Source organism: Streptomyces sp. NPDC001393 (assembly GCF_053597455.1).
The window spans coordinates 45,193-65,141 of sequence record NZ_JBSFIH010000028.1; the positions used below are offsets into that span (position 1 = coordinate 45,193).

The window sequence follows — 19,949 nt, forward strand, 5'->3', positions numbered from 1 at the left end:
AACCACCAGTAGAATCAGTACACGTGACTTCTGCCGCGCCCGCCAAGCCCCGCATCCCGAACGTCCTCGCCGGACGCTACGCCTCCGCCGAGCTCGCCACGCTCTGGTCCCCCGAGCAGAAGGTGAAGCTGGAGCGGCAGCTCTGGCTCTCCGTGCTGCGCGCCCAGAAGGACCTCGGCATCGAGGTGCCGGACGAGGCGATCGCCGACTACGAGCGCGTCCTCGACACCGTCGACCTCGCCTCCATCGCCGAGCGCGAGAAGGTCACCCGGCACGATGTGAAGGCGCGGATCGAGGAGTTCAACGACCTCGCCGGGCACGAGCACGTGCACAAGGGCATGACCTCCCGCGACCTCACCGAGAACGTGGAGCAGCTGCAGATCCGGCTCTCACTGGAGCTGATGCGCGACCGTACGGTGGCCGTGCTGGCGCGCCTCGGCAAACTGGCCGGCGAGTACGCCGAGCTGGTCATGGCCGGCCGCTCGCACAACGTGGCCGCGCAGGCCACGACGCTCGGCAAGCGTTTCGCGACCGCCGCCGACGAGCTGCTCGTCGCCCACGGCCGCGTCGAGGAGCTGCTGGGCCGCTACCCGCTGCGCGGCATCAAGGGCCCGGTCGGCACCGCACAGGACATGCTGGACCTGCTCGGCGGTGACGCCTCCAAGCTCGCCGAGCTGGAGAACCGGATCGCCCGGCACCTGGGCTTCTCGCAGGCGTTCACCTCCGTCGGCCAGGTCTACCCGCGCTCGCTGGACTACGAGGTCGTCACCGCCCTCGTCCAGCTGGCCGCCGCCCCCTCCTCGCTCGCCAAGACGATCCGGCTGATGGCCGGGCACGAGCTGGTCACCGAGGGCTTCAAGCCCGGCCAGGTCGGCTCCTCCGCCATGCCGCACAAGATGAACACCCGCTCCTGCGAGCGCGTCAACGGCCTCATGGTGATCCTGCGCGGCTACGCCTCGATGACCGGCGAGCTGGCCGGCGACCAGTGGAACGAGGGCGACGTGTCCTGCTCGGTGGTGCGCCGGGTCGCGCTGCCGGACGCGTTCTTCGCGCTGGACGGCCTGCTGGAGACCTTCCTGACGGTCCTCGACGAGTTCGGCGCCTTCCCCGCCGTCGTCGCCCGCGAGCTCGACCGCTACCTGCCGTTCCTCGCCACCACCAAGGTGCTCATGGGCGCCGTGCGGGCCGGGGTCGGCCGTGAGGTCGCGCACGAGGCGATCAAGGAGAACGCCGTCGCCACCGCGCTCGCCATGCGCGAGCAGGGTGCCGAGCGCAACGACCTGCTGGACAAGCTCGCCGCGGACGACCGCCTGCCGCTCGACCGCGACCAGCTGGCCGCGCTGATGGCGGACAAGCTGTCCTTCACCGGTGCCGCCGCCGACCAGGTCGGTGTCGTCGTCGGCCGGATCGAGGAGATCGTCAAGCAGCACCCGGAGGCCGCCGGGTACACCCCCGGAGCGATCCTCTGACCCGCCTGACGAAGGCGGACCTGGAGGCCGCCCGCGACCGTCTGGTACCGGACGTCGTCGCGGACGGCCTCCGGGTGCTCTTCTGCGGCATCAACCCGGGGCTGATGACGGCGGCGACCGGTCACCACTTCGCCCGCCCCGGCAACCGCTTCTGGCCGGTGCTGCACCTGTCGGGCTTCACGCCGAGGCTGCTGAAGCCGGCCGAGCAGCAGGAGCTGCTGTCGTACGGGCTGGGCATAACGAACGTCGTGGCGCGGGCGACCGCGCGGGCCGACGAGCTGACCGCCGAGGAGTACGTCGAGGGCGGGCAGCTGCTGAGCGAAAAGGTGACACGGCTGCGGCCACGGTGGCTCGCCGTGGTCGGGGTGACCGCGTACCGGGCCGCCTTCGGCGACCGCAGGGCGCAGGTGGGGCCCCAGGAGCGGGCGCTCGGGGGCACCCGAGTGTGGGTGCTGCCCAATCCCAGCGGCCTGAACGCCCATTGGACGGCGGCGACGATGGCGGAGGAGTTCGCCCGGCTGCGACTGGCCGCCGAATGCGGGTGATCACGGCGGGTCCGTCTCGGTCACTATCCCGAGGAGCTGGAACGGCAGCTCCTTGTACCCGTGGGACACACCGAGGGCGACCCATCTGCCCGACTCGGGCGCCTGCCACAGGTGCACGTCCGGCACGTGCTCGCTCAGCCCGGCCCAGGGTTCCGCCATGTCCTCTCCCTCCATCGCCCGGCCGAAGACGCTGCTCAGGCTGAAGCGTTGCGGCAGTCCCCACCGCTCGGTGAGCCGCTCCGCGAGACCGTCGCGGTCGGCCTCGTACTGCGCCGCCGTCTCCTCCCACTCCGTGCCGTCGTCCTCCCAGAAGTCACCACTCGTCTGTAAGGCCACTATGTGGAATCCGGGCCCGCTCTCGCCGTGCTCCGTCCGGCTGTGATCCGCGGGGAACCCACGGGCGCACAGCAGGTCGATGACGGTCAGGCAGTTCGCGATGTCCATGCGATCCAGTAAAGCGGGCGGCACTGACAATTGGCGGGCCGTCAGGCGTCCCGGCGGTCGAGGGTCCAGGTGGCCGCGAGCAGCGCCGCCGTCGTCCACAGCGCGCTCACGGCGAGTCCGCTCCAGGGGCCGAGGGGGCCGTCCCAGGAGCTGTGCAGGACCACTTGGCCGGCCCGGTCGGGCAGGAAGTCGGCGATGCCCGAGGACATGTCACCGACGACGAAGGACACGATCAGAAGGAACGGGATCAGGACGGCGAGGGTCGCGACGCCGCTGCGCAGGACGGCGGCGAGTCCGGCCGCGAACAGCGCCATCAGCGTGAGCTGGAGGCCGCAGCCGACGACGCCGCGCACTCCCTGTGCCCAGGTCGGGCCGGACGCACCGAGGACGGACCTGCCCACCAGCAGCGTCACCGCCCCGGTGAGCAGTCCGACGGCGAGGACGGGCAGCGCGATCGCCGTGGCCTTCGCGGCGAACCAGCGCCGCCGGTCCGGCACGGCCGCCAGCGTCAGCCGCAGCGCGCCGCCCCGGAACTCCGACGACACGGCCGTCGTACCGAAGGCGATCGCGGCGATCTGGCCGAAGCTGATGCCGAAGAACGCCGAGAACAGCGGGTCCGTGTCGCCGGAGTGGGGGGACGCGGAGGCGAGCGCGGAGAACGCGGCTGTGGCGAGCAGGATCGCGGCGAGGGCACCGACGAGCGGGCGCAGCGTCCGGATCTTGATCGATTCGGCGTGCAGAACCGATGTGAACGGCATGGTCAAGCCTCCTGGGGCTGGGCGGTGAACTCGGCTTCGGCGGCGGTCAGATCGAAGTAGGCCTGCTCCAGGGTGGCCTCCTGGGTGGCCAGTTCCAGTACGGGTACGCCCGCCTCGGACATGAGCCGGCCCAGGTCGTCCACGCGCGCGTGCCGCACGAGCCACGTCCCGTCCTCGTGCCGGGTGGCGTCGTGGCCGTGCCGGGCCAGCAGGTCGCCGAGCGCGGCGGCGTCGGTGGTGCGGATCCTGACCTGCGGCCGTACACGCGCGTGGATGAACTCCTGGACGGGGGTGTCGGCGAGGAGGCGGCCGCGGCCAAGGATCACGAGGTGGTCGGCGAAGGCGGCGGTCTCGTGCATCAGATGGCTGGAGACCAGGACGGTACGGCCCTCCGCGGCGAGCCCGCGCAGCAGGGTGCGGATCCAGGCGATGCCTTCGGGGTCGAGGCCGTTGGCGGGCTCGTCCAGGAGGATCACCTCGGGGTCGCCTAGCAGGGCCGCGGCGATGCCGAGCCGTTGGCGCATGCCGAGGGAGTAGGTCTTCACCCGGCGCCGCCCAACCTCGGCGAGGCCGGTCTGCTCCAGGACCGTGTCGACCCGGTGGCCGGGGATGCGGTTGCTCACCGCCAGGGCCCGCAGATGGTCGTGTGCGGTGCGGGAACCGTGCGCGGCGCGCGCGTCCAGCAGGGCGCCCACCCGGCGCAGGGGCTCGCGGAGTTCGGCGTAGGCCCGGCCGCCGATCGCGGCGGTGCCGGAGGTGGGCCGGTCCAGGCCGAGGACGAGCCGCATGGTGGTGGACTTGCCCGCGCCGTTGGGGCCGAGGAAGCCGGTGACGCGGCCGGGGCGGACACGGAAGGTCAGGCGGTCCACGGCCCGCCGGGCGCCGTACTCCTTGGTGAGGTCTCGTACGTCGATGCTGGTCATGGCTTCAGCCTCGCGGTTTCCGGCAGTTGACTCCTCCCCCGCCGGTGGAGACCGTCTCCCCCGGGCGGGGGAGGCCCGTTGTCAGTGCCGTTTGCGACGATGACGTCATGGTCCACATGCCCCGCTTCCTGCGCCCGCTGCTGCGCGGTACGACGTACACGCGGCTGCTGCACCTGTGGGTGCCCGTGCTGATCGTCAGCGTGTGGATGTTCATCGACATGTCGACTCCCTGGGTGCCCGCACTCGTGCTCGTCCCGCTCGGCCTGCTGCCCGCCGTGCGCAGAGGCGAGGGGGTGCAGGCCCGGCTGCTGCTGACGCCCGGTGAGGAGGAGCCGGGGATCTCCGAGACGCCGTCGAGCAGTTGGCGGGACCGGATGCGCACGCTGGTGTGGCTCGAGCTGCGGATGGCGCTCGGCTGGGTCGCCATGTTCGCCACAGTGTGGGGACTGCTGCTCACCTATGAAGTGGCCGCGTGCGCCTGGAGACAGGTGCCGTCCGACATCCCGTTCCTGAACCAGCTGTCCCCGAACCGGGCGTACGCGCTGCTGGCGCCGCTCCCTCTGCTCGCCCTGTACGGGGTCGTCGTCGGACTCGGCAAGCTGATCACCGCGTGCGCGCGCCAGCTCCTCGGGCCGTCCGCCGCCGAGCGGCTGGCCGCCCTGGAGGAGCGCACCGACCAGCTCCTCGAACGCACGCGTATCGCGCGGGAGTTGCACGACTCGATCGGGCACGCCCTGACGGTGGCGGTGGTGCAGGCGGGGGCGGCGCGGGCGGCCGGTGATCCGGAGTTCACCGACCGGGCCCTGGAGGCCATCGAGGAAACCGGCCGGGCCGCGCTCGAGGATCTGGAGCGGGTGCTCGGAGTGCTGCGCGAGTCGGAGCGGCCGGTGAGTGCCCGGCCCACGCTGGCCGACGCCGACCGTCTGCTCGACTCGGCGCGTGCCTCCGGCGCCAAGGTCGACGCGGAGGTTACCGGGCCCGTGGCGGCGGTGCCGGGGCTCGTCTCGCGGGAGGGGTACCGCATTCTCCAGGAGGCGCTCACCAATGTGCTGCGGCACGCGGGGGCCGTGCCGGTGCGGGTCCGGGTGTGCGTCGCCGACGGCACGCTCGTCCTGGAGGTCCGCAATCCGCTGACGGCCGCGATACCCGGGCCCGGGCGGGGCAGCGGTCTGCGCGGCATACGGGAGCGCGCCGCGCTGCTCGGGGGCAGCGCCCGTACCGGGCCGGACGAAGGGGACTGGCAGGTGCGCACGGAGCTGCCGCTCGGCTGATCTACGCTGGCCGGATGCCGATCACCGTGCTCCTCGTCGACGACGAACCCCTGGTCCGCGCGGGTCTGCGGGCCGTGCTGGAGGCCCAGCCCGACGTCGCGGTGGTGGGCGAGGCGGCGGACGGGGCGGCGGTCATCCCGCTGGTGCGCCAACTGCGTCCCGACGTGGTCGCGATGGATGTCCGCATGCCGCTGATGGACGGGATCGAGGCCACGCGCGCGGTGCTGCGCACGGTCGCCGCCCCGCCGAGGATCCTCGTGGTGACGACCTTCGAGGAGGACGAGTACGTGTACGAGGCACTGCGTGCGGGAGCCGACGGCTTCCTGTTGAAGCGGGCACGGCCGGCCGAGATCGTCCACGCGGTGCGGCTGGTGGCCGAGGGCGAGTCGCTGCTGTTCCCCGCGTCGGTACGACAGCTCGCGGCCCGGTACGGCGGTCCTCGCCGGCAGCGTGCCCCGCTTGCGGAGGCCGGTCTGACGGAGCGGGAGGCGGACGTGCTGCGGCTCATGACGCGCGGGCTGTCGAACGCGGAGATCGCCGCTCGGCTCGTCGTGGGCACGGAGACGGTCAAGTCGCATGTGAGCGCCGTCCTGGCCAAGCTCGGTGCGCGCGACCGCACGCAGGCGGTGATAGCGGCGTACGAGTCGGGGTTCGTGGAGCCGGGGTGAGCCGGGCCGGCCCGCGCGGAGCCCGGCACTCGCCGGGGCGCGGCGGGCCGAGTACGATCCGCCCAACACGCCCGCGAGCTGGAAGGACCGACGGTGGGGCAGCTGACCGGCGGCGATCCCTCGCTGCTGCGAAGGATCAATTCCGCGGTGGTGCTGCACGCGCTGCGTGCCATGGACTGCGCGACGCTCACCGAGATCACCCGGGCCACGGGACTGTCCCGGCCGACCGTCGAGGGCGTCGTCGAAGGGCTCATCGAGGGCGGACTGGTCGTGGAGACCGCGGCCGACGAGGGCACCGCGCGCCGTCAGGGGCGGCCCGCGCGCCGGTTCCGCTTCCGGGCCGAGGCGGGGCATCTGCTGGGCCTGGAGATCGGGCCGCACCGGGTCGCCGCGCTGCTGTCCGACCTGGACGGGCGGGTGCTGGGCGCGCAGGCCAAGGAGGTCGACGAGACGGCGCCGGCGGACGAGCGGCTGGACCGGCTGCGCGGCGCGGTCGCCGAGCTGCTGCGCCGGGCCGGCGTCGCGCGCGGCTCGCTGCGGGCCGTGGGCGTGGGCACGCCGGGGATCGTGGAGGCCGACGGCACGGTGCGGCTGAGCACGGCGCTGCCGCAGTGGACGGGCCTGCAGCTGGGTGAACGGCTCAGCCGCTCCTTCAAGTGCCCGGTGCTGGTGGAGAACGACGCCAACGCGGCGGCCGTCGCCGAGCACTGGAAGGGCGCGGCCACCGAGTCGGACGACGTGGTGTTCGTGCTGGCCGGCCTGAGCCCGGGCGCGGGTTCGCTGATCGGCGGACGGCTGCACCGCGGCTACGGCGGGGCGGCCGGGGAGATCGGCGCGCTGCATCTGCTGGGCCGTGAGGCGACTCCGGAGACGCTGCTGTCCACCACCGACGAGCCGCTGCACCCGCTGGACGAGCAGGCGGTCGCCGAGGTGTTCGCGCTGGCCCGGAAGGGCGACCAGCGCGCCCGGGCGGCCGTGGAGCGGTTCATCCAGCGGCTCGTGCACGACGTGGCCGCGCTGGTGCTGGCGCTGGATCCCGAGCTGGTGGTGATCGGCGGGTGGGCGGCCGGTCTCGACGGCGTCCTGGAACCGCTGCGCCGTGAGCTGGCCCGCTACTGCCTGCGGCCGCCGCAGGTGGCCCTGTCCGTGCTGGGCGAGGCGGCGGTGGCGACGGGGGCGCTGCGCCTGGCCTTGGACCATGTCGAGGAGCAGTTGTTCGCGGTCGACAGCACGGTGACGCGGCGCTGAGCTTTGGCCGTGCGGTGACGCGGCGCTGAGCCCTCGCCGTGCGGTGACGCGGCGCCGGGCCCTCGCCGTGCCGGGCGCGGTGGTCTCGCTGCTGCGGCGCCGACGTGGCCCGTCGCGCAGTTCCCCGCGCCCCTGAGGTGGGCAGCCCCGCCCCGCGCTGTGGTGTTACCCGGAGATGCGGGGATCTGCACACGTTTCCCCGCGCCCCCGAGGTGGGGTGCCCCGCCCGGCGCTCGAGAGGTATCCGGTGCTCAGGAGGCCTGGCGTTCGGGGTCGTGGTGTATCTCGACGTCCGGTGTGTCGCCGAAGGTCAGCCGGCAGGTGTCGGCGCGGTAGGTGGCGACGGAGAGTGCGGCGGTGCGGCCCGCGGCGAAGAAGCGGGTGGTGACGACGAGGACCGGGGAGCCGGGGAGCCGGTCGAGGTCCTTGGCGTCGTCGGCGCGGGCGGAGCCCAGTTCGACGGCGCGGTCCTGGCCCTCGAGGGTCAGGTGCTGGAGCTCCCGCAGCACCGCACGCGCGCGTGCCGGGCCGGACGGGGCGTCGATGGCGGTGAGATCCGGGACCGAGGCCGCCGGGATGTAGAGGAGCTCGGTGGCGACCCGCTGGCCGTGGGACATCCGGGAGCGGCGCACGATGTGCACGGGCTCGTCCGCGCCGGTCTCCAGGGCCGTGGCTACGGCGGCGGGCGGCACCGCCTGGTCGCAGTCGCCGGGCTGCCAGGCGTCCGAGGCGGCACCCGGCCAGTCGTGCTGCTCGGTGCCGACGGCCACGCCCACCCGCGGGGGCGCGACGGTCGTACCGACACCGCGGCGGCGCTGCAGCCGGCCTTCCAGCTCGAGCTGCTCGAGGGCCTGGCGGAGCGTAGCGCGGGCCACGCCGAAGCGGGCGGCGAGGTCGCGCTCGTTGGGCAGGATCTCGCCGACCGAGAACTCGGAGTCGAGTGCCTCGCTGAGCACGGTCTTGAGATGCCAGTACTTCGGTTCCGGCACCGATTCCAGCTGCGTGGTCCCCACCCTGTCCTCCGCAAGAGCCGTGGTCCGGCGGTTTTTCGCGCCCTTGTTTATTAAAGGTTGTTGCACTTCTCTGCGACCATAGGGCGGCCTTCACCCTTGGTCAAGACCAATCCTCGTTTCCCCTGGGCACCGCGCGGCCGACCTGCCGCGGAGCGTTCACACGGCGTTCGCGCACGACGGTGTGTGACATCGCGGCAAAGCCCCCGTCGCGGGACGGGGCTCGCGGGGCGCGGGTGATGCGGCGGTGTGGGACTCAGCGGTCGGCGAGGTGCCGCAGCCTGTCCGGGTTGCGGGCGATGTACACGGTCGCGACGCGGCCGTCGGCGACGTCCACCTGGACCAGGCTCTCGGGCTTGCCGTCGCGCAGGGACATGAGCCCGTCCATGTCGCCGTCGGCCGCGGCGGCGAGGAAACGTTCGGTCAGCTCGCGTCGCCGGCCGGGGTCGACGTCGTAGCGCGGGCGTCGCTCGTCGACGTGCCGGCGCGCCCGCCCGGCCAGTTGCCGTACCGCCGCCTCACCGCGGTCGAGCAGGGCGGCGATCTCCGCACACGGGTAGCCGAAGGCCTCCCTCGGCACGAAGACGGCCCGCTCCAGCGGCGACAGCGGCTCCATGACGACCAGCAGGGCGAGCGAGACGCTGCCGGCGAGCACGGCGCGGTCGGCCGCGTCCTGGGCCGCGTCGCCGCACTCGGTGAGATACGGCTCCGGCGGCCACGGCCCGACATACGCCTCGCCGCGCGTCTGCACCTGGCGCAGCCGGTCGATGGCCAGCCAGGTGGTGATGCGCACCAGGGTAGGCGCGCGGTTCGCGGACCTTCGCCCGGTCCTCGCGCGACCAGCGCAGCCAGGCGTCCTGGACCGCGTCCTCGGCGTCGGCCAGGCGGCCGAGCATGCGATGGGCGACGCCCATGAGCAGGGGGCGGTGCTCTTCGAAGACATCGGTCGCGGTCTCGGTGGTCACCGCCCCGTCCCATCCGACACGCGCCGGAGCTGTCCACCCGGAATCGGCCCGTCCGGCGCCGGTCCGGATCACAATGACCGCGGACCGCCGGAAGCCGGCGGCCGGCAACGGGAGGTGGCCGATGCGATACGCGGTGCTGGGCACGGGCGAGGTGGGCCGCACGCTGGGCGGCAGGCTGGTGGAGCTGGGGCACGAGGTGACCCTGGGATCGCGCGTCAAGGACAACCCGGTGGCGCTGGAGTGGGCCACGGCCTCCGCGGAGCGGGCCCGCGCGGGTACGTTCGCGGAGGCGGCCGCCGCGGCCGAGGTGGTCATCAACGCGGTGGGCGGCCGGGTGGCGCTCGACGCCCTGCGGGCGGCCCGCGCGGAGCACCTCGACGGCAAGGTCCTGGTGGACGTCTCCAATCCGCTGGCCTTCGAGGACGGCCAACCGCGGCTGGACCCGGTGGAGTCGGACAGCGTGGGCGAGCAGATCCAGCGGGCCTTTCCGCACGCGCGCGTGGTGAAGACGCTGAACACGGTCAACTGCCAGGTGATGGTGGATCCGGCACGGGTGCCGGGTTCCCACCACCTGTTCGTGTGCGGTGAGGACGCCGGGGCCAAGGCGCAGGTGACGGCGCTGCTCGGCGAGTTCGGGTGGCCGGCCGAGCGGGTGCTGGACCTGGGCGGGATCCGGGCGGCGCGGGCGACGGAGATGTATCTGCCGCTGTGGCTCACCATGATGCGGCAGCTGGGGACCGCGGACTTCAACATCGAGGTGCGCCGGGTGGATTGACCACCGCCGCGGCGCGGACGTACTCCCCTCGGGGGCTACCAGCCGGTAGCAATTGCTGACAAGCTGTCTACGGCGTCCGTCAGCACCCAGACGAGGAGCACCCCATGTCCGCCACCGCCGCCTTCAAGGTCCCCACTCCGCACGGCCCGAAGGACGTCGCCGTGTCCTACGCGCGCGTGGGACACGGCGAACCGCTGGTGCTGCTGCACGGCATCGGCCATCACCGGCAGGCCTGGGACCCGGTCGTGGACATCCTCGCCACCGAGCGCGACGTGATCGCCGTCGACCTGCCCGGCTTCGGCGCGTCCCCGGGACTGCCGGACGGCCTCGCCTACGACCTGCCCACCACCAATGCGGTGCTCGGCGCCCTGTTCGAGGCGCTGGAGCTGGACCGGCCGCACATCGCCGGCAACTCGCTGGGCGGCCTGCTCGCCCTGGAGCTCGGCCGGGAGAAGCTCGTACGGTCCGTCACGGCCCTCTCCCCGGCGGGCTTCTGGACGGAGGCCGAGCGCCGGTATGCCTTCACGGTGCTGCTCGCGATGCGGGGCATCGCCCAGCGGCTGCCGGTGCCGCTGGTGGAGCGACTGTCGCGTACCGCGGCCGGCCGTACGGCGCTGACGAGCACCATCTACGCCCGACCCGCGCGCCGCGCCCCGGAGGCCGTCGTCGCCGAGACGCTCGCGCTGGTGGGCGCCACCGGGTTCGACGCGACGCTGCGTGCGGGCGCCACCGTCCGGTTCACCGACGACCTGCCGGGTCTGCCGGTCACCGTGGCGTGGGGCTCCCGGGACCGGCTCCTCGTACGCCGTCAGGGCGTGCGCGCCAAGCAGCTGATCCCGCACGCCCGGCTGATACGGCTGCCCGGCTGCGGCCACTGCCCGATGAACGACGACCCCGCACTCGTGGCGCGGGTCATTCTGGACGGCAGCCGCTGAACACGCCGGACGGCGGGCGAGCTTCGGAGCTGAAGCCAAAGGGGCGGAAGTGGCCCCGGTGCCGAGCCCTCGCCGACGGTGCCGGACCGGTGGCCGGTGCCGCCTCGTCGAAGGGTTGGTCCCGGCCACCGGTGCCGCGTTGTGCGCGCGCTGACGTACGGGCACGGATCCTTCCGCCGAGCTGGACGTGACGTGCCCCGGCCCGCCCCGGGCTCCCACGGCGCCCGGGGGGTACGCGCGCGTGGCTGCGACGTCGTAAAGCACCGACGGCCGGCCAACGGGCTCGTCCGGAGCGCGGCGCTCCGCCCGGCGGCTCTGCCCCAGGGCTCGTTGTTCACTTCGGGTTTGCGCGCGCGCCGCAGCCCCCCAGTAGGTGTGGCTCTGCACACTGGCCGGATCCCGCTCCTGGAGGCGCAGCCATGTCAGACCGTCCGTTCCCCGGCCGCCGCAGCGTACTGCGCGGCGGCCTTGCCGCGTCGGCGGCCCTCACCCTGCCCGTCGGCCTCGGCGCGGCCCCGGCGTTCGCCCGCTCCGGGCGCCCCCAGGCGAGCTGGGGCGTGCAGGCGGGCGACGTGACCACCGACTCCGGCCTGGTGTGGGTGCGTTCGGACCGGCCGGCCCGGATGATCGTGGAGACCTCGGCCACCGAGTCGTTCCGCAACCCGCGCAGATGGCACGGTCCGCTGCTGGGCTCCGGCACGGACTTCACCGGCACCACCCGGCTGCACGGCCTGCCGTCGGGCGAGCAGCTCCACTACCGCGTGCTGCTCGCCGACCCGGACGACCCGCGCCGCACGAGCGAGCCGGTCACCGGCACCTTCCGTACCGCGCCCGCCCGGCGCCGCCAGGGCGTGCGGTTCGTGTGGTCCGGCGACCTGGCCGGACAGGGCTGGGGCATCAACGAGTCCATCGGCGGCTACCGCATCTTCGACGCGATGGCGAAGGTCGACCCCGACTTCTTCCTGTGCAGCGGCGACAACATCTACGCCGACGGCCCCATCGCGGCGACCGCGACCCTGCCCGACGGCAGCGTCTACCGGAACGTCACCACCGAGGAGAAGTCGCACGTCGCGATCACCCTGGACGACTACCGGGGCAACTTCCGCTACAACCTCCTGGACTCGGCGCTGCGCCGGTTCAACGCCCAGGTGCCGAACATCATCCAGTGGGACGACCACGAGGTGCGCAACAACTGGTATCCGGGCGAGGTCATCGGCACCGGCACCCCCTACCCGGCCGGCACCAGGCTCGACGACCTGGCACTGCGCTCCCGGCAGGCGTTCTCCGAGTACTTCCCGATCTCGACGATCAGCGAGCGCCCCGACGGCCGGATCTACCGGGTCGTCCACCACGGTCCGCTGCTCGACGTGTTCGTGCTCGACATGCGTACCTACCGCAACGCGAACTCGCCCGACAACCAGACCACCGACCCGGTGGGCATCCTCGGCCGGGAGCAGCTGGAGTGGCTCAAGCGGGAGCTGGCGAAGTCCCGCGCGGTGTGGAAGGTGATCGCCAACGACATGCCGCTCGGGCTGGTCGTGCCCGACCCCGTCGAGGGCAAGCCGAACTTCGAGGCCGTCGCGCAGGGCGACCCGGGCGCTCCGCTCGGCCGCGAGCTGCAGATCGCCGAGCTGCTGCGCTTCATCAAGCACCGGCGGATCACCGGCACGGTGTGGCTGACGGCCGACGTCCACCACACCTCCGCCCAGCACTACGACCCGTCGCGGGCCGCGTTCAAGGACTTCGAGCCGTTCTGGGAGTTCGTCTCCGGCCCGCTCAACGCGGGGGCCTTCCCGGCCAACGCACTGGACGGCACGTTCGGCCCGGACCGGGTGTTCGTCAAGGCGCCCACCGCGTCCAATGTGTCGCCGGCCCAGGGCTACCAGTTCTTCGGCGAGGTCGACATCGACGGCGACAGCGGCGAGCTGACGGTCCGGCTGCGCGAGTACGACGGCACCGTGCTGTTCACGCAGACGCTCCAGCCGGGCCGGGTCGGCCAGTAGGCGCGGGCGGGGCCGCCGCTCCCGTACCCTTCATCCGTGCCGCGCACCGGCGTCATCCCACGGAGCGCGGCACGGTCAACTCCCGCTGCCTACGGCCCTTTTCGCAGGTCAGACGGATTGTCAGTGGTCGCCTCTACGGTTTTCGTATGACGCGAGCACTGGATGACGACAACGCCACGATCTGGGGCCGGGCGGCACGGAGCCGACAGACAGTAGAAACTGCAACAAAACGGACGGAGCATGCTTTACCCATCGGTCACAATCAGTTCGTGATCACGCAACACCGTTCCTTCACAGTGGCTGCATGACTCCAGAGATGTCTGATGTGACCCGGGCGAAGCACGGCCGCCCCGTACACCACTGGCGACGGGACCTCGTCGAGCTCGCCGCACTGTTCACGGCCGTCGCCGTGGCCGACGGGGTGGCGAACCTGGTCGGGCACGGCCCGGACGGTCCCGTCCTGCTGGTGATCTCGGCGCTCGTGCTCGCCGCGACGGCCGGCTTCCACCTCTGGTGGGCACGGCGCCACGGCCACGCGCCGCCCGTCAGTGATACCGGCGCCCGGCCGACCGCCGAGACGCGGTCGGCCGGGCCCTCCGGGCAGCCTGGCGACGGAACGGACGACGTGGCCGACAGCGACGACGTGCCCGGCACCGGTACGCTGTGGCGGATGCGGACCACGGTGAAGGACGAGCCGGGCTCGCTGGCGGCACTGTGCACCGCACTCGCCGGGCGGAGCGTCGACATCCTGAGCCTCCAGACGCACCCGCTCGCCGACGGCACAGTGGACGAGTTCCTGCTGCGGGCTCCGGGCGCGCTGGAGGCGGCCGAACTCACCCGGGCGGTCTCACAGGCCGGCGGGAAGTCCACCTGGATCGAGCGGGCCGACGCCCACGACCTGGTCGACGCCCCCACCCGCGTGCTCGGGCTGGCCGCGCGCACCGCACTGGACGCCGCCGAACTGCCGCTTGCGCTACGCCAGTTGCTGGGCCGGTGCACGATCCGCTCACTGCCCGGGACACCGGTCGGCGGCGGCCGCGGGCCCGAGCCGGTGCCGGCCGGGGGTGTGCTGGAGGACACCGTGATGCGACTGCCGGCCCCGGAGGGCGGGGTACTCACCGTGGAGCGGCCGTATCTGCCGTTCACGCCCACGGAGTTCGCCCGGGCGCGGGCCCTGGTGGACCTCGACAACCGGCTCGGTCCGCGGATCCCGCGTGGCAAGGACGTGCTGACGCTGCCCGAGGGCAACGACATCACCGTTCGCCGGGCGGACACCGCGGACGTGGCCGCGGCACGGGCGATGCATGAGCGGTGCTCGCCGCGCACCCTCGGGATGCGCTACCACGGCCCGGTCGGCGACGCGGACCGCTATCTGAACCACCTGCTCAGCCCCCGTTTCGGCCGGACGCTGGCCGCGCAGACCACCTCCGGCCGCATCGTCGGCCTCGGGCATCTGCTGTGGGACGGCGACGAGACCGAGGTCGCGCTGCTGATCGAGGACGACTGGCAGCAGCGCGGCATCGGCGGTGAACTCCTCGGCCGGCTCGTGGCGATGGCCGTGGAGGCCGGCTGCGAGAGCGTGTACGCCGTGACGCAGGCGTCCAACACCGGCATGGTCGCGGCGATGCGCGGCCTCGGCCTGCCCCTCGACTATCAGATAGAGGAGGGCACGCTGGTCATCACCGCCCGGCTGGACTCCGCACGGGACGCCGCCCGAACGCCGTACGACACCGGCCTCCGGCGCCTCGGCGACCCGGCCCACCGCGACTGACCCACGGCCCGGCCCTCACCGACGTCCGCGGGAACCTCGCCCGGACCCGGCGTCCAGGCGGGCTCCGGCCCGGGGCGGAGCCCGCAGCCAGGTGGCGGCCAGGCCGGCCGGCGACAAACCCGAGGCACCGGCCCTGGACGGAGGCCGCAGCCGAGCGGGAACCGGCGGGGCCATGACGGAGCCGGAGCCCTGCTCCGGGCTGCGGTGCCGGGCGCGCCCCGGCAGCAGCCGGCCCCCGGCGCGCAGACACGGCACCCGCGCGCCGCGAATCCGCCGCCACGGCGCCCGGCCGCGGCGGCGGTATCGGGGGCGTCCCCCCACGCCCTTCAGGCAGTGGGGGGTGCCGCCCTCGCGCGACGCACGGGGTCGGCTGGTGCCCTCAGCGCACCGCTTCCCGCAGCGGCGCCGGCGTCCGGACGGGCTCCCCGAGCGCCTGGTCCAGGTCGGCCCAGAGATCGTCGACGTCCTCCAGTCCCACCGACAACCGCAGTAGCCGGTCGCTCACCCCCGCCCCCCGACGGTCGTCGGCATCGACGATGCGGTGGCTGATGGAAGCGGGATGCTGGATGAGCGTGTCGACGCTGCCGAGGCTCACCGCCGGGGTGACGAGCCGTACCCGGGAGATGACCTCGTGCGGATCGCCGTTCACCTCGAAGGCGATCATCGCGCCGCCGATGCGCGGATAGCGGACGCGGGACACCCGCGGGTCGGCGGCGAGCCGGCCGGCCAGTTCCGCGGCGTTCGCGGAGGCGGCCCGCACCCGCACCGGGAGCGTGGACAGTCCCCTCAGCAGCAGATAGCCGGCCAGCGGATGCAGGACGCCACCGGTGGCGAACCGTATCTGCCGTAGCCGGCCCGCGAACTCCTCGTCGCAGGCGACCACTCCGGCCAGCACATCGCCATGGCCGCCGAGGTACTTGGTGGCGCTGTGCAGCACCAGCCGGGCGCCGTGCTCGGCCGGGCGTTGCAGCACGGGCGTGGCGAAGGTGTTGTCGGCGAGCAGCGGCACCGAACCGCAGGCGTGCGCGACGGCCCGCAGGTCGAGCTCGGCGAGGGTCGGGTTGGCCGGGGACTCCACCATCACCAGGCCGGTGTCCGGGCGCAGCGCGTCGGCGATGCCGGCCGGGTCGGTCCAGGTGACCTCGGTGCCGAGCAGCCCCGCGGTGAGCAGATGGTCGCTACAGCCGTACAGGGGTCGTACGGCGACGACGTGCTTGAGGCCCATCGCGGAGCGAGCGAGGAGGACCGCGCTGAGCGCCGCCATGCCGCTGGCGAAGGCGACCGCGGACTCGGTGCCCTCCAGGCGGGCCAGGGCGGTCTCGAAGCGGGCGACGGTCGGGTTGCCGAGACGGCCGTAGACGGGCGGTCCGACCGGGTCGGCGCCGTCGGTGGCGAAGGCGTCGATGCGGGCGGCCTCACCTCGGCTGTCGTACGAGGGGTAGGTGGTCGACAGGTCGATCGGCGGGGCGTGCAGACCCTGGCGGGCGAGATCGTCGCGGCCGGCGTGCACGGCCTGAGTGGCCAGGGCTCTCGATGCGGTGCGTACGCCGTCGTAGGCACCGGTGCTCGCTGTGTCCATGGGCGGAAGGGTGAACAGTGAACGGTTCTCTGGATTCGAACACCGTGCTACGTTCGGCCAATGGCCGAATCTGTCGTACTGGATCCGGTGGATCTCCATCTGCTGCGGCTCCTGCAGAACGACGCCCGGACCACCTACCGTGATCTGGCCACGCAGGTGGGCGTGGCGCCGTCGACGTGTCTGGACCGGGTGACCCGGCTGCGCCGGTCGGGCGTGATACTCGGGCACCGGCTGGAGCTGGATCCGGCCAAGATCGGTCGCGGGCTGCAGGCGTTGCTGTCGGTGCAGGTCAGGCCGCATCGGCGGGAGCTGGTCGGGCCGTTCGTGGAGCGGATCCGGGCGCTGCCGGAGGCACGGACAGTGTTCCATCTGACCGGGCCGGACGACTATCTGGTGCATGTGGCCGTCGCGGACATGGCCGATCTGCAGCGGCTGGTGCTCGACGAGTTCACCAGCCGGCGCGAGGTGGCCCGGGTGGAGACCCGGTTGATCTTCCAGCAGTGGGAGTGCGGGCCACTGCTGCCGCCCGGCCACGCCCAGAGCTGAATCCCCCTATACGTGGGTGACGGGGTGATCCTTCTCGTACGAGGATGGGCCCATGTCTGAGACCAAGAGCCCGCTGCCCCGCCAGGTGGCAGACGCGTACGTGGACGACCTCATCGCCCTCGACCCGGTCACCGGTACCTACCTCGGTGTGAAGGAGAGTTCGAGCCGCCTGCCCGACTACTCGCCCGCGGGCCAGGCGGCCCTCGCGGAGCTGGCGCGGACCACGCTCGCGAAGCTGGACGAGGCGGAGCGGCAGCCGGGGGCGGAGACTGACGCGGAGCGGCGCTGCGGGCGGCTGCTGCGGGAGCGGCTGACCGCCGAACTGGCCGTGCACGAGGCGGACGAGCACCTGCGCGCGGTCGGCAACATGGCCACGCCGGGCCACTCGGTGCGGGACATCTTCACGGTCACCCCGTCGCAGACGGACGAGGACTGGGCGGCGATCGCCGAGCGGCTGCGCGCGGTGCCGGGCGCGCTCGCGGGCTACCGCGAGTCGCTGCAACTCGGCCTGGACCGCAAGCTGTTCGCGGCGCCGCGGCCGACGGCGACGTACATCGAGCAGCTCACCGAGTGGACGGACACGGACGGCACCGGCCGCGGCTGGTACGAGGACTTCGCCGCCGCCGGGCCCCAGGCGCTGCGCCCGGAGCTGGACGAGGCGGCCCGCGCCGCGACCGGCGCCCTGGTGGAACTGCGGGACTGGCTGCGGGACGTGTACGCGCCGGCGATCGAGGGCGCCCCGAACACGGCGGGCCGCGAGCGGTACGCGCGCTGGTCCCGCTACTTCAACGGCACCGACCTGGACCTTGACGAGGCGTACGCGTACGGCTGGTCGGAGTTCCACCGGATCCTCGGCGAGATGAAGCAGGAGGCGGAGAAGATCCTGCCCGGCGCCGAGACCCCGTGGGTGGCGCTCGCGCACCTCGATGAGCACGGCCGGCACATCGAGGGGGTGGAGGAGGTGCGGGAGTGGCTGCAGGGGCTGATGGACAGGGCCATCGAGAACCTGGACGGCACGCACTTCGAGCTCGCCGAGCGGGTGCGGAAGGTGGAGTCGCGCATCGCCCCGCCCGGCAGCGCCGCGGCCCCCTACTACACGGGCCCGTCGGAGGATTTCTCCCGCCCCGGCCGCACCTGGCTGCCCACCATGGGCCAGACCCGCTTCCCGGTCTACGACCTGGTCTCGACCTGGTACCACGAGGGCGTGCCCGGGCATCACCTCCAGCTCGCGCAGTGGGTGCACGTGGCCGAGAACCTGTCCCGCTACCAGGCGACGGTCGGCATCGTCAGCGCCAACGCCGAGGGCTGGGCGCTGTACGCGGAGCGGCTGATGGACGAGCTCGGCTACCTCGCGGATCCCGAGGAGCGGCTCGGCTACCTGGACGCGCAGATGATGCGGGCGGCCCGGGTGATCGTGGACATCGGCATGCACCTGGAGCTGGAGATCCCGGCCGACTCGCCGTTCCACCCCGGCGAGCGGTGGACGCCGGAGCTGGCGCAGGAGTTCTTCGGCGCGCACAGCAGCCGGCCGGCGGACTTCGTGGAGAGCGAGCTGACCCGGTACCTGACGATTCCGGGGCAGGCGATCGGTTACAAGCTCGGTGAGCGGGCGTGGCTGCTGGGCCGGGAGAAGGCGCGCGAGCGGCACGGCGACGCGTTCGATCTGAAGTCCTGGCACATGGCGGCGCTGTCGCAGGGCTCGCTCGGTCTGGACGACCTGGTGGACGAGCTGGCCCGGCTCTGACCGCCCGGTGTCAGCGCCGGAAGCCGCCTTCCGAGTTGATGACCTCCCCGGTGATCCAGCCGGCCTCGTCGGTGGCCAGCCAGGCGATGAGGCGGGCCGGGTCGTCGGGGAGGCCCCAGCGCCCGCCCGGGAACCGGGCCGCGACTGCGGCATGGGCCTCACCGGTGGCGTAACCGGTGTCCACCGGGCCGGGGTTGACGGCGTTCACCGTGATGCCCTGGTCGGCGAGCGGGCCGGCCAGGGAGCGGGTGATCGAGGCGAGGGCGCCCTTCTGGAGGGCGTAGGCGATCTCGCCCGGCATGCCGCTGCCGAGGTCCTGTCCGGAGGTCAGCAACACCACCCGCCCGCCGGGAACACGGTCGGCCGGCCGGGCGCGCGAGCGGGCGTAGGCCTGGACGAGCAGCAGGACCGAGCGGGTGTCGACCGCCCAGTGCGCGTCGAGCATCGCTGCGTCGATCTCGTCCAGGGTGCCGTCCGAGCCGCTGAGGGCGTGGTTGGCGACGAGGATGTCCAGACGGCCGAACTCACCGACGACCGTGTCGATCAGCCGGGCCGGTTCCTCCGGGTCGGCGAGGTCACCGGGTCCGGAGAGGACACGGGCGCCGGGGTCGCCGAGCACCGCACGCACGGAGGCGACGACGGCCTCGGGACTGTCGGCACCCCACGGCATCGCGGCGTCGTGCGGCACATGATGATGCAGGTACACGCTCGCCCCGTACGCCGCCAACCGCCGCGCCACGGCATGCCCGATCCCGGCCCGCCGACTCGCCCCGGTGACAAGGGCGGTACGGCCGCGCAGGGGCAACGGGTCGCGCCGCGGGTCTTCCGGTGCCGGGAGCTTGTTCGCAGACATGGCGGACCACCCTGGGGACGGGGTCAGCGGGGCGCGAGCGAATTAGGGGCGGGTAGTGGTCGGACACTGGACCTGGTCCGACGGCGGGCGGTGTGGGGACGTGCGAATGCAGGGGGGCAGGTACCGGACGCGACCGCATCGGAAGGGGCGCGAGACACGATCACAGGCCAGGGCCGCACGATCCTCTCCGTGGTGTCGGCGATCGGCCGCCGTCTCGGGGTCCTGCCCCGCGGGCTCACCGCCCTGGGCTGTCTCACCGCCCTGACGCTGCTCTTCGTCTCGGGCAATGTGCCCTGGTCGGAGCTGGTCCTTCCCGCCTGGTCGCTGGTGCTCAGCGGGTACGTCCTGCTGGCGGGCGCGGGCTACCCGGAAGGGTTCCCCGACGGGCGATCTCGCCCTGCCGGACTCATGCTGGCAAACGGGACATGACCGCCGTCCGGCC

Annotated in this window: 18 protein-coding genes and 1 pseudogene; 12 read left to right on the forward strand and 7 right to left on the reverse strand. The window is 73.0% G+C overall.

What is annotated here, in order from left to right; genetic code table 11:
- Positions 1-23: 23 nt before the first annotated feature.
- Positions 24-1,469 carry an adenylosuccinate lyase gene (gene purB / locus ACWC2T_RS26930; protein ID WP_450672935.1) on the forward strand — a complete coding sequence of 482 codons (1,446 nt, stop codon included), beginning with the start codon at positions 24-26 and terminating at the stop codon, positions 1,467-1,469.
- Positions 1,466-2,014 carry a G/U mismatch-specific DNA glycosylase gene (gene mug / locus ACWC2T_RS26935; protein WP_450672990.1) on the forward strand — a complete coding sequence of 183 codons (549 nt, stop codon included), beginning with the start codon at positions 1,466-1,468 and terminating at the stop codon, positions 2,012-2,014. The genes purB and mug overlap by 4 nt, the downstream gene beginning before the upstream one ends.
- Here mug and ACWC2T_RS26940 read toward each other — a convergent pair whose 3' ends face one another.
- From ACWC2T_RS26940 to ACWC2T_RS26950, 3 genes are read right to left on the reverse strand one after another with little or no spacing between them, the layout of a single operon-like run.
- A complete protein-coding gene (locus tag ACWC2T_RS26940; RefSeq protein WP_450672936.1) occupies positions 2,015-2,458 on the reverse strand; it encodes a hypothetical protein in 444 nt (147 codons plus the stop codon).
- Positions 2,459-2,499: 41 nt separating this feature from the next.
- The gene (locus tag ACWC2T_RS26945) at positions 2,500-3,216 is read right to left on the reverse strand and encodes an ABC transporter permease (protein ID WP_450672937.1); all 717 of its coding nucleotides are present in this window, start codon (positions 3,214-3,216) and stop codon (positions 2,500-2,502) included.
- A 2-nt stretch (positions 3,217-3,218) separates the two neighbouring features.
- The gene (locus ACWC2T_RS26950) at positions 3,219-4,139 is read right to left on the reverse strand and encodes an ATP-binding cassette domain-containing protein (RefSeq protein WP_450672938.1); all 921 of its coding nucleotides are present in this window, start codon (positions 4,137-4,139) and stop codon (positions 3,219-3,221) included.
- 116 nt (positions 4,140-4,255) lie between these two features.
- On the opposite strand from ACWC2T_RS26950, the gene ACWC2T_RS26955 reads away from it, so the two are divergent.
- From ACWC2T_RS26955 to ACWC2T_RS26965, 3 genes are all read left to right on the forward strand, one after another.
- A complete protein-coding gene (locus tag ACWC2T_RS26955; protein WP_450672991.1) occupies positions 4,256-5,410 on the forward strand; it encodes a sensor histidine kinase in 1,155 nt (384 codons plus the stop codon).
- Positions 5,411-5,424: 14 nt separating this feature from the next.
- A complete protein-coding gene (locus ACWC2T_RS26960) occupies positions 5,425-6,078 on the forward strand; it encodes a response regulator (protein WP_450672939.1) in 654 nt (217 codons plus the stop codon).
- 93 nt (positions 6,079-6,171) lie between these two features.
- On the forward strand, positions 6,172-7,326 hold the full coding sequence (locus tag ACWC2T_RS26965; protein WP_450672940.1) for an ROK family transcriptional regulator: 1,155 nt from the start codon (positions 6,172-6,174) through the stop codon (positions 7,324-7,326).
- Positions 7,327-7,577: 251 nt separating this feature from the next.
- On the opposite strand, the gene ACWC2T_RS26970 is transcribed toward ACWC2T_RS26965, so the two are convergent.
- Both ACWC2T_RS26970 and ACWC2T_RS26975 read right to left on the reverse strand, forming a co-directional pair.
- Positions 7,578-8,339, reverse strand: coding sequence for a GntR family transcriptional regulator (locus ACWC2T_RS26970; RefSeq protein WP_450672941.1), 762 nt, complete (start codon positions 8,337-8,339; stop codon positions 7,578-7,580).
- Between the two features lie 253 nt (positions 8,340-8,592).
- Positions 8,593-9,301: pseudogene (locus tag ACWC2T_RS26975) on the reverse strand (sigma-70 family RNA polymerase sigma factor).
- Positions 9,302-9,422: 121 nt separating this feature from the next.
- On the opposite strand from ACWC2T_RS26975, the gene ACWC2T_RS26980 reads away from it, so the two are divergent.
- The 4 genes from ACWC2T_RS26980 to ACWC2T_RS26995 all read left to right on the forward strand — a co-directional run bounded on the left by ACWC2T_RS26980 (position 9,423) and on the right by ACWC2T_RS26995 (position 14,785).
- Complete coding sequence (locus ACWC2T_RS26980; protein ID WP_450672942.1) at positions 9,423-10,076, forward strand: NADPH-dependent F420 reductase; 654 nt, start codon at positions 9,423-9,425, stop codon at positions 10,074-10,076.
- 104 nt (positions 10,077-10,180) lie between these two features.
- Positions 10,181-11,011, forward strand: a complete 831-nt coding sequence (locus ACWC2T_RS26985; protein ID WP_450672943.1) for an alpha/beta fold hydrolase — start codon at positions 10,181-10,183, stop codon at positions 11,009-11,011.
- Positions 11,012-11,430: 419 nt separating this feature from the next.
- Complete coding sequence (locus ACWC2T_RS26990) at positions 11,431-13,014, forward strand: alkaline phosphatase D family protein (RefSeq protein WP_450672944.1); 1,584 nt, start codon at positions 11,431-11,433, stop codon at positions 13,012-13,014.
- Between the two features lie 316 nt (positions 13,015-13,330).
- Positions 13,331-14,785 (forward strand): GNAT family N-acetyltransferase, encoded by a 1,455-nt coding sequence (locus ACWC2T_RS26995; RefSeq protein WP_450672945.1) that lies wholly within the window; start codon positions 13,331-13,333, stop codon positions 14,783-14,785.
- Between the two features lie 379 nt (positions 14,786-15,164).
- Here the strand turns inward: ACWC2T_RS26995 and ACWC2T_RS27000 are convergent, their stop codons facing one another.
- Positions 15,165-16,364, reverse strand: a complete 1,200-nt coding sequence (locus ACWC2T_RS27000; protein ID WP_450672946.1) for a trans-sulfuration enzyme family protein — start codon at positions 16,362-16,364, stop codon at positions 15,165-15,167.
- 60 nt (positions 16,365-16,424) lie between these two features.
- Here ACWC2T_RS27000 and ACWC2T_RS27005 point away from each other — a divergent pair, with 60 nt between their 5' ends.
- Positions 16,425-16,910 carry an Lrp/AsnC family transcriptional regulator gene (locus ACWC2T_RS27005; protein ID WP_450672947.1) on the forward strand — a complete coding sequence of 162 codons (486 nt, stop codon included), beginning with the start codon at positions 16,425-16,427 and terminating at the stop codon, positions 16,908-16,910.
- 52 nt (positions 16,911-16,962) lie between these two features.
- Entirely contained in the window at positions 16,963-18,654 is a 1,692-nt protein-coding gene (locus ACWC2T_RS27010) for a DUF885 domain-containing protein (protein ID WP_450672948.1), read from the forward strand.
- Between the two features lie 10 nt (positions 18,655-18,664).
- On the opposite strand, the gene ACWC2T_RS27015 is transcribed toward ACWC2T_RS27010, so the two are convergent.
- Entirely contained in the window at positions 18,665-19,507 is an 843-nt protein-coding gene (locus tag ACWC2T_RS27015) for an SDR family oxidoreductase (RefSeq protein WP_450672949.1), read from the reverse strand.
- Between the two features lie 189 nt (positions 19,508-19,696).
- Here ACWC2T_RS27015 and ACWC2T_RS27020 point away from each other — a divergent pair, with 189 nt between their 5' ends.
- On the forward strand, positions 19,697-19,936 hold the full coding sequence (locus ACWC2T_RS27020) for a hypothetical protein (RefSeq protein ID WP_450672950.1): 240 nt from the start codon (positions 19,697-19,699) through the stop codon (positions 19,934-19,936).
- The last annotated feature ends 13 nt before the right edge of the window (positions 19,937-19,949 follow it).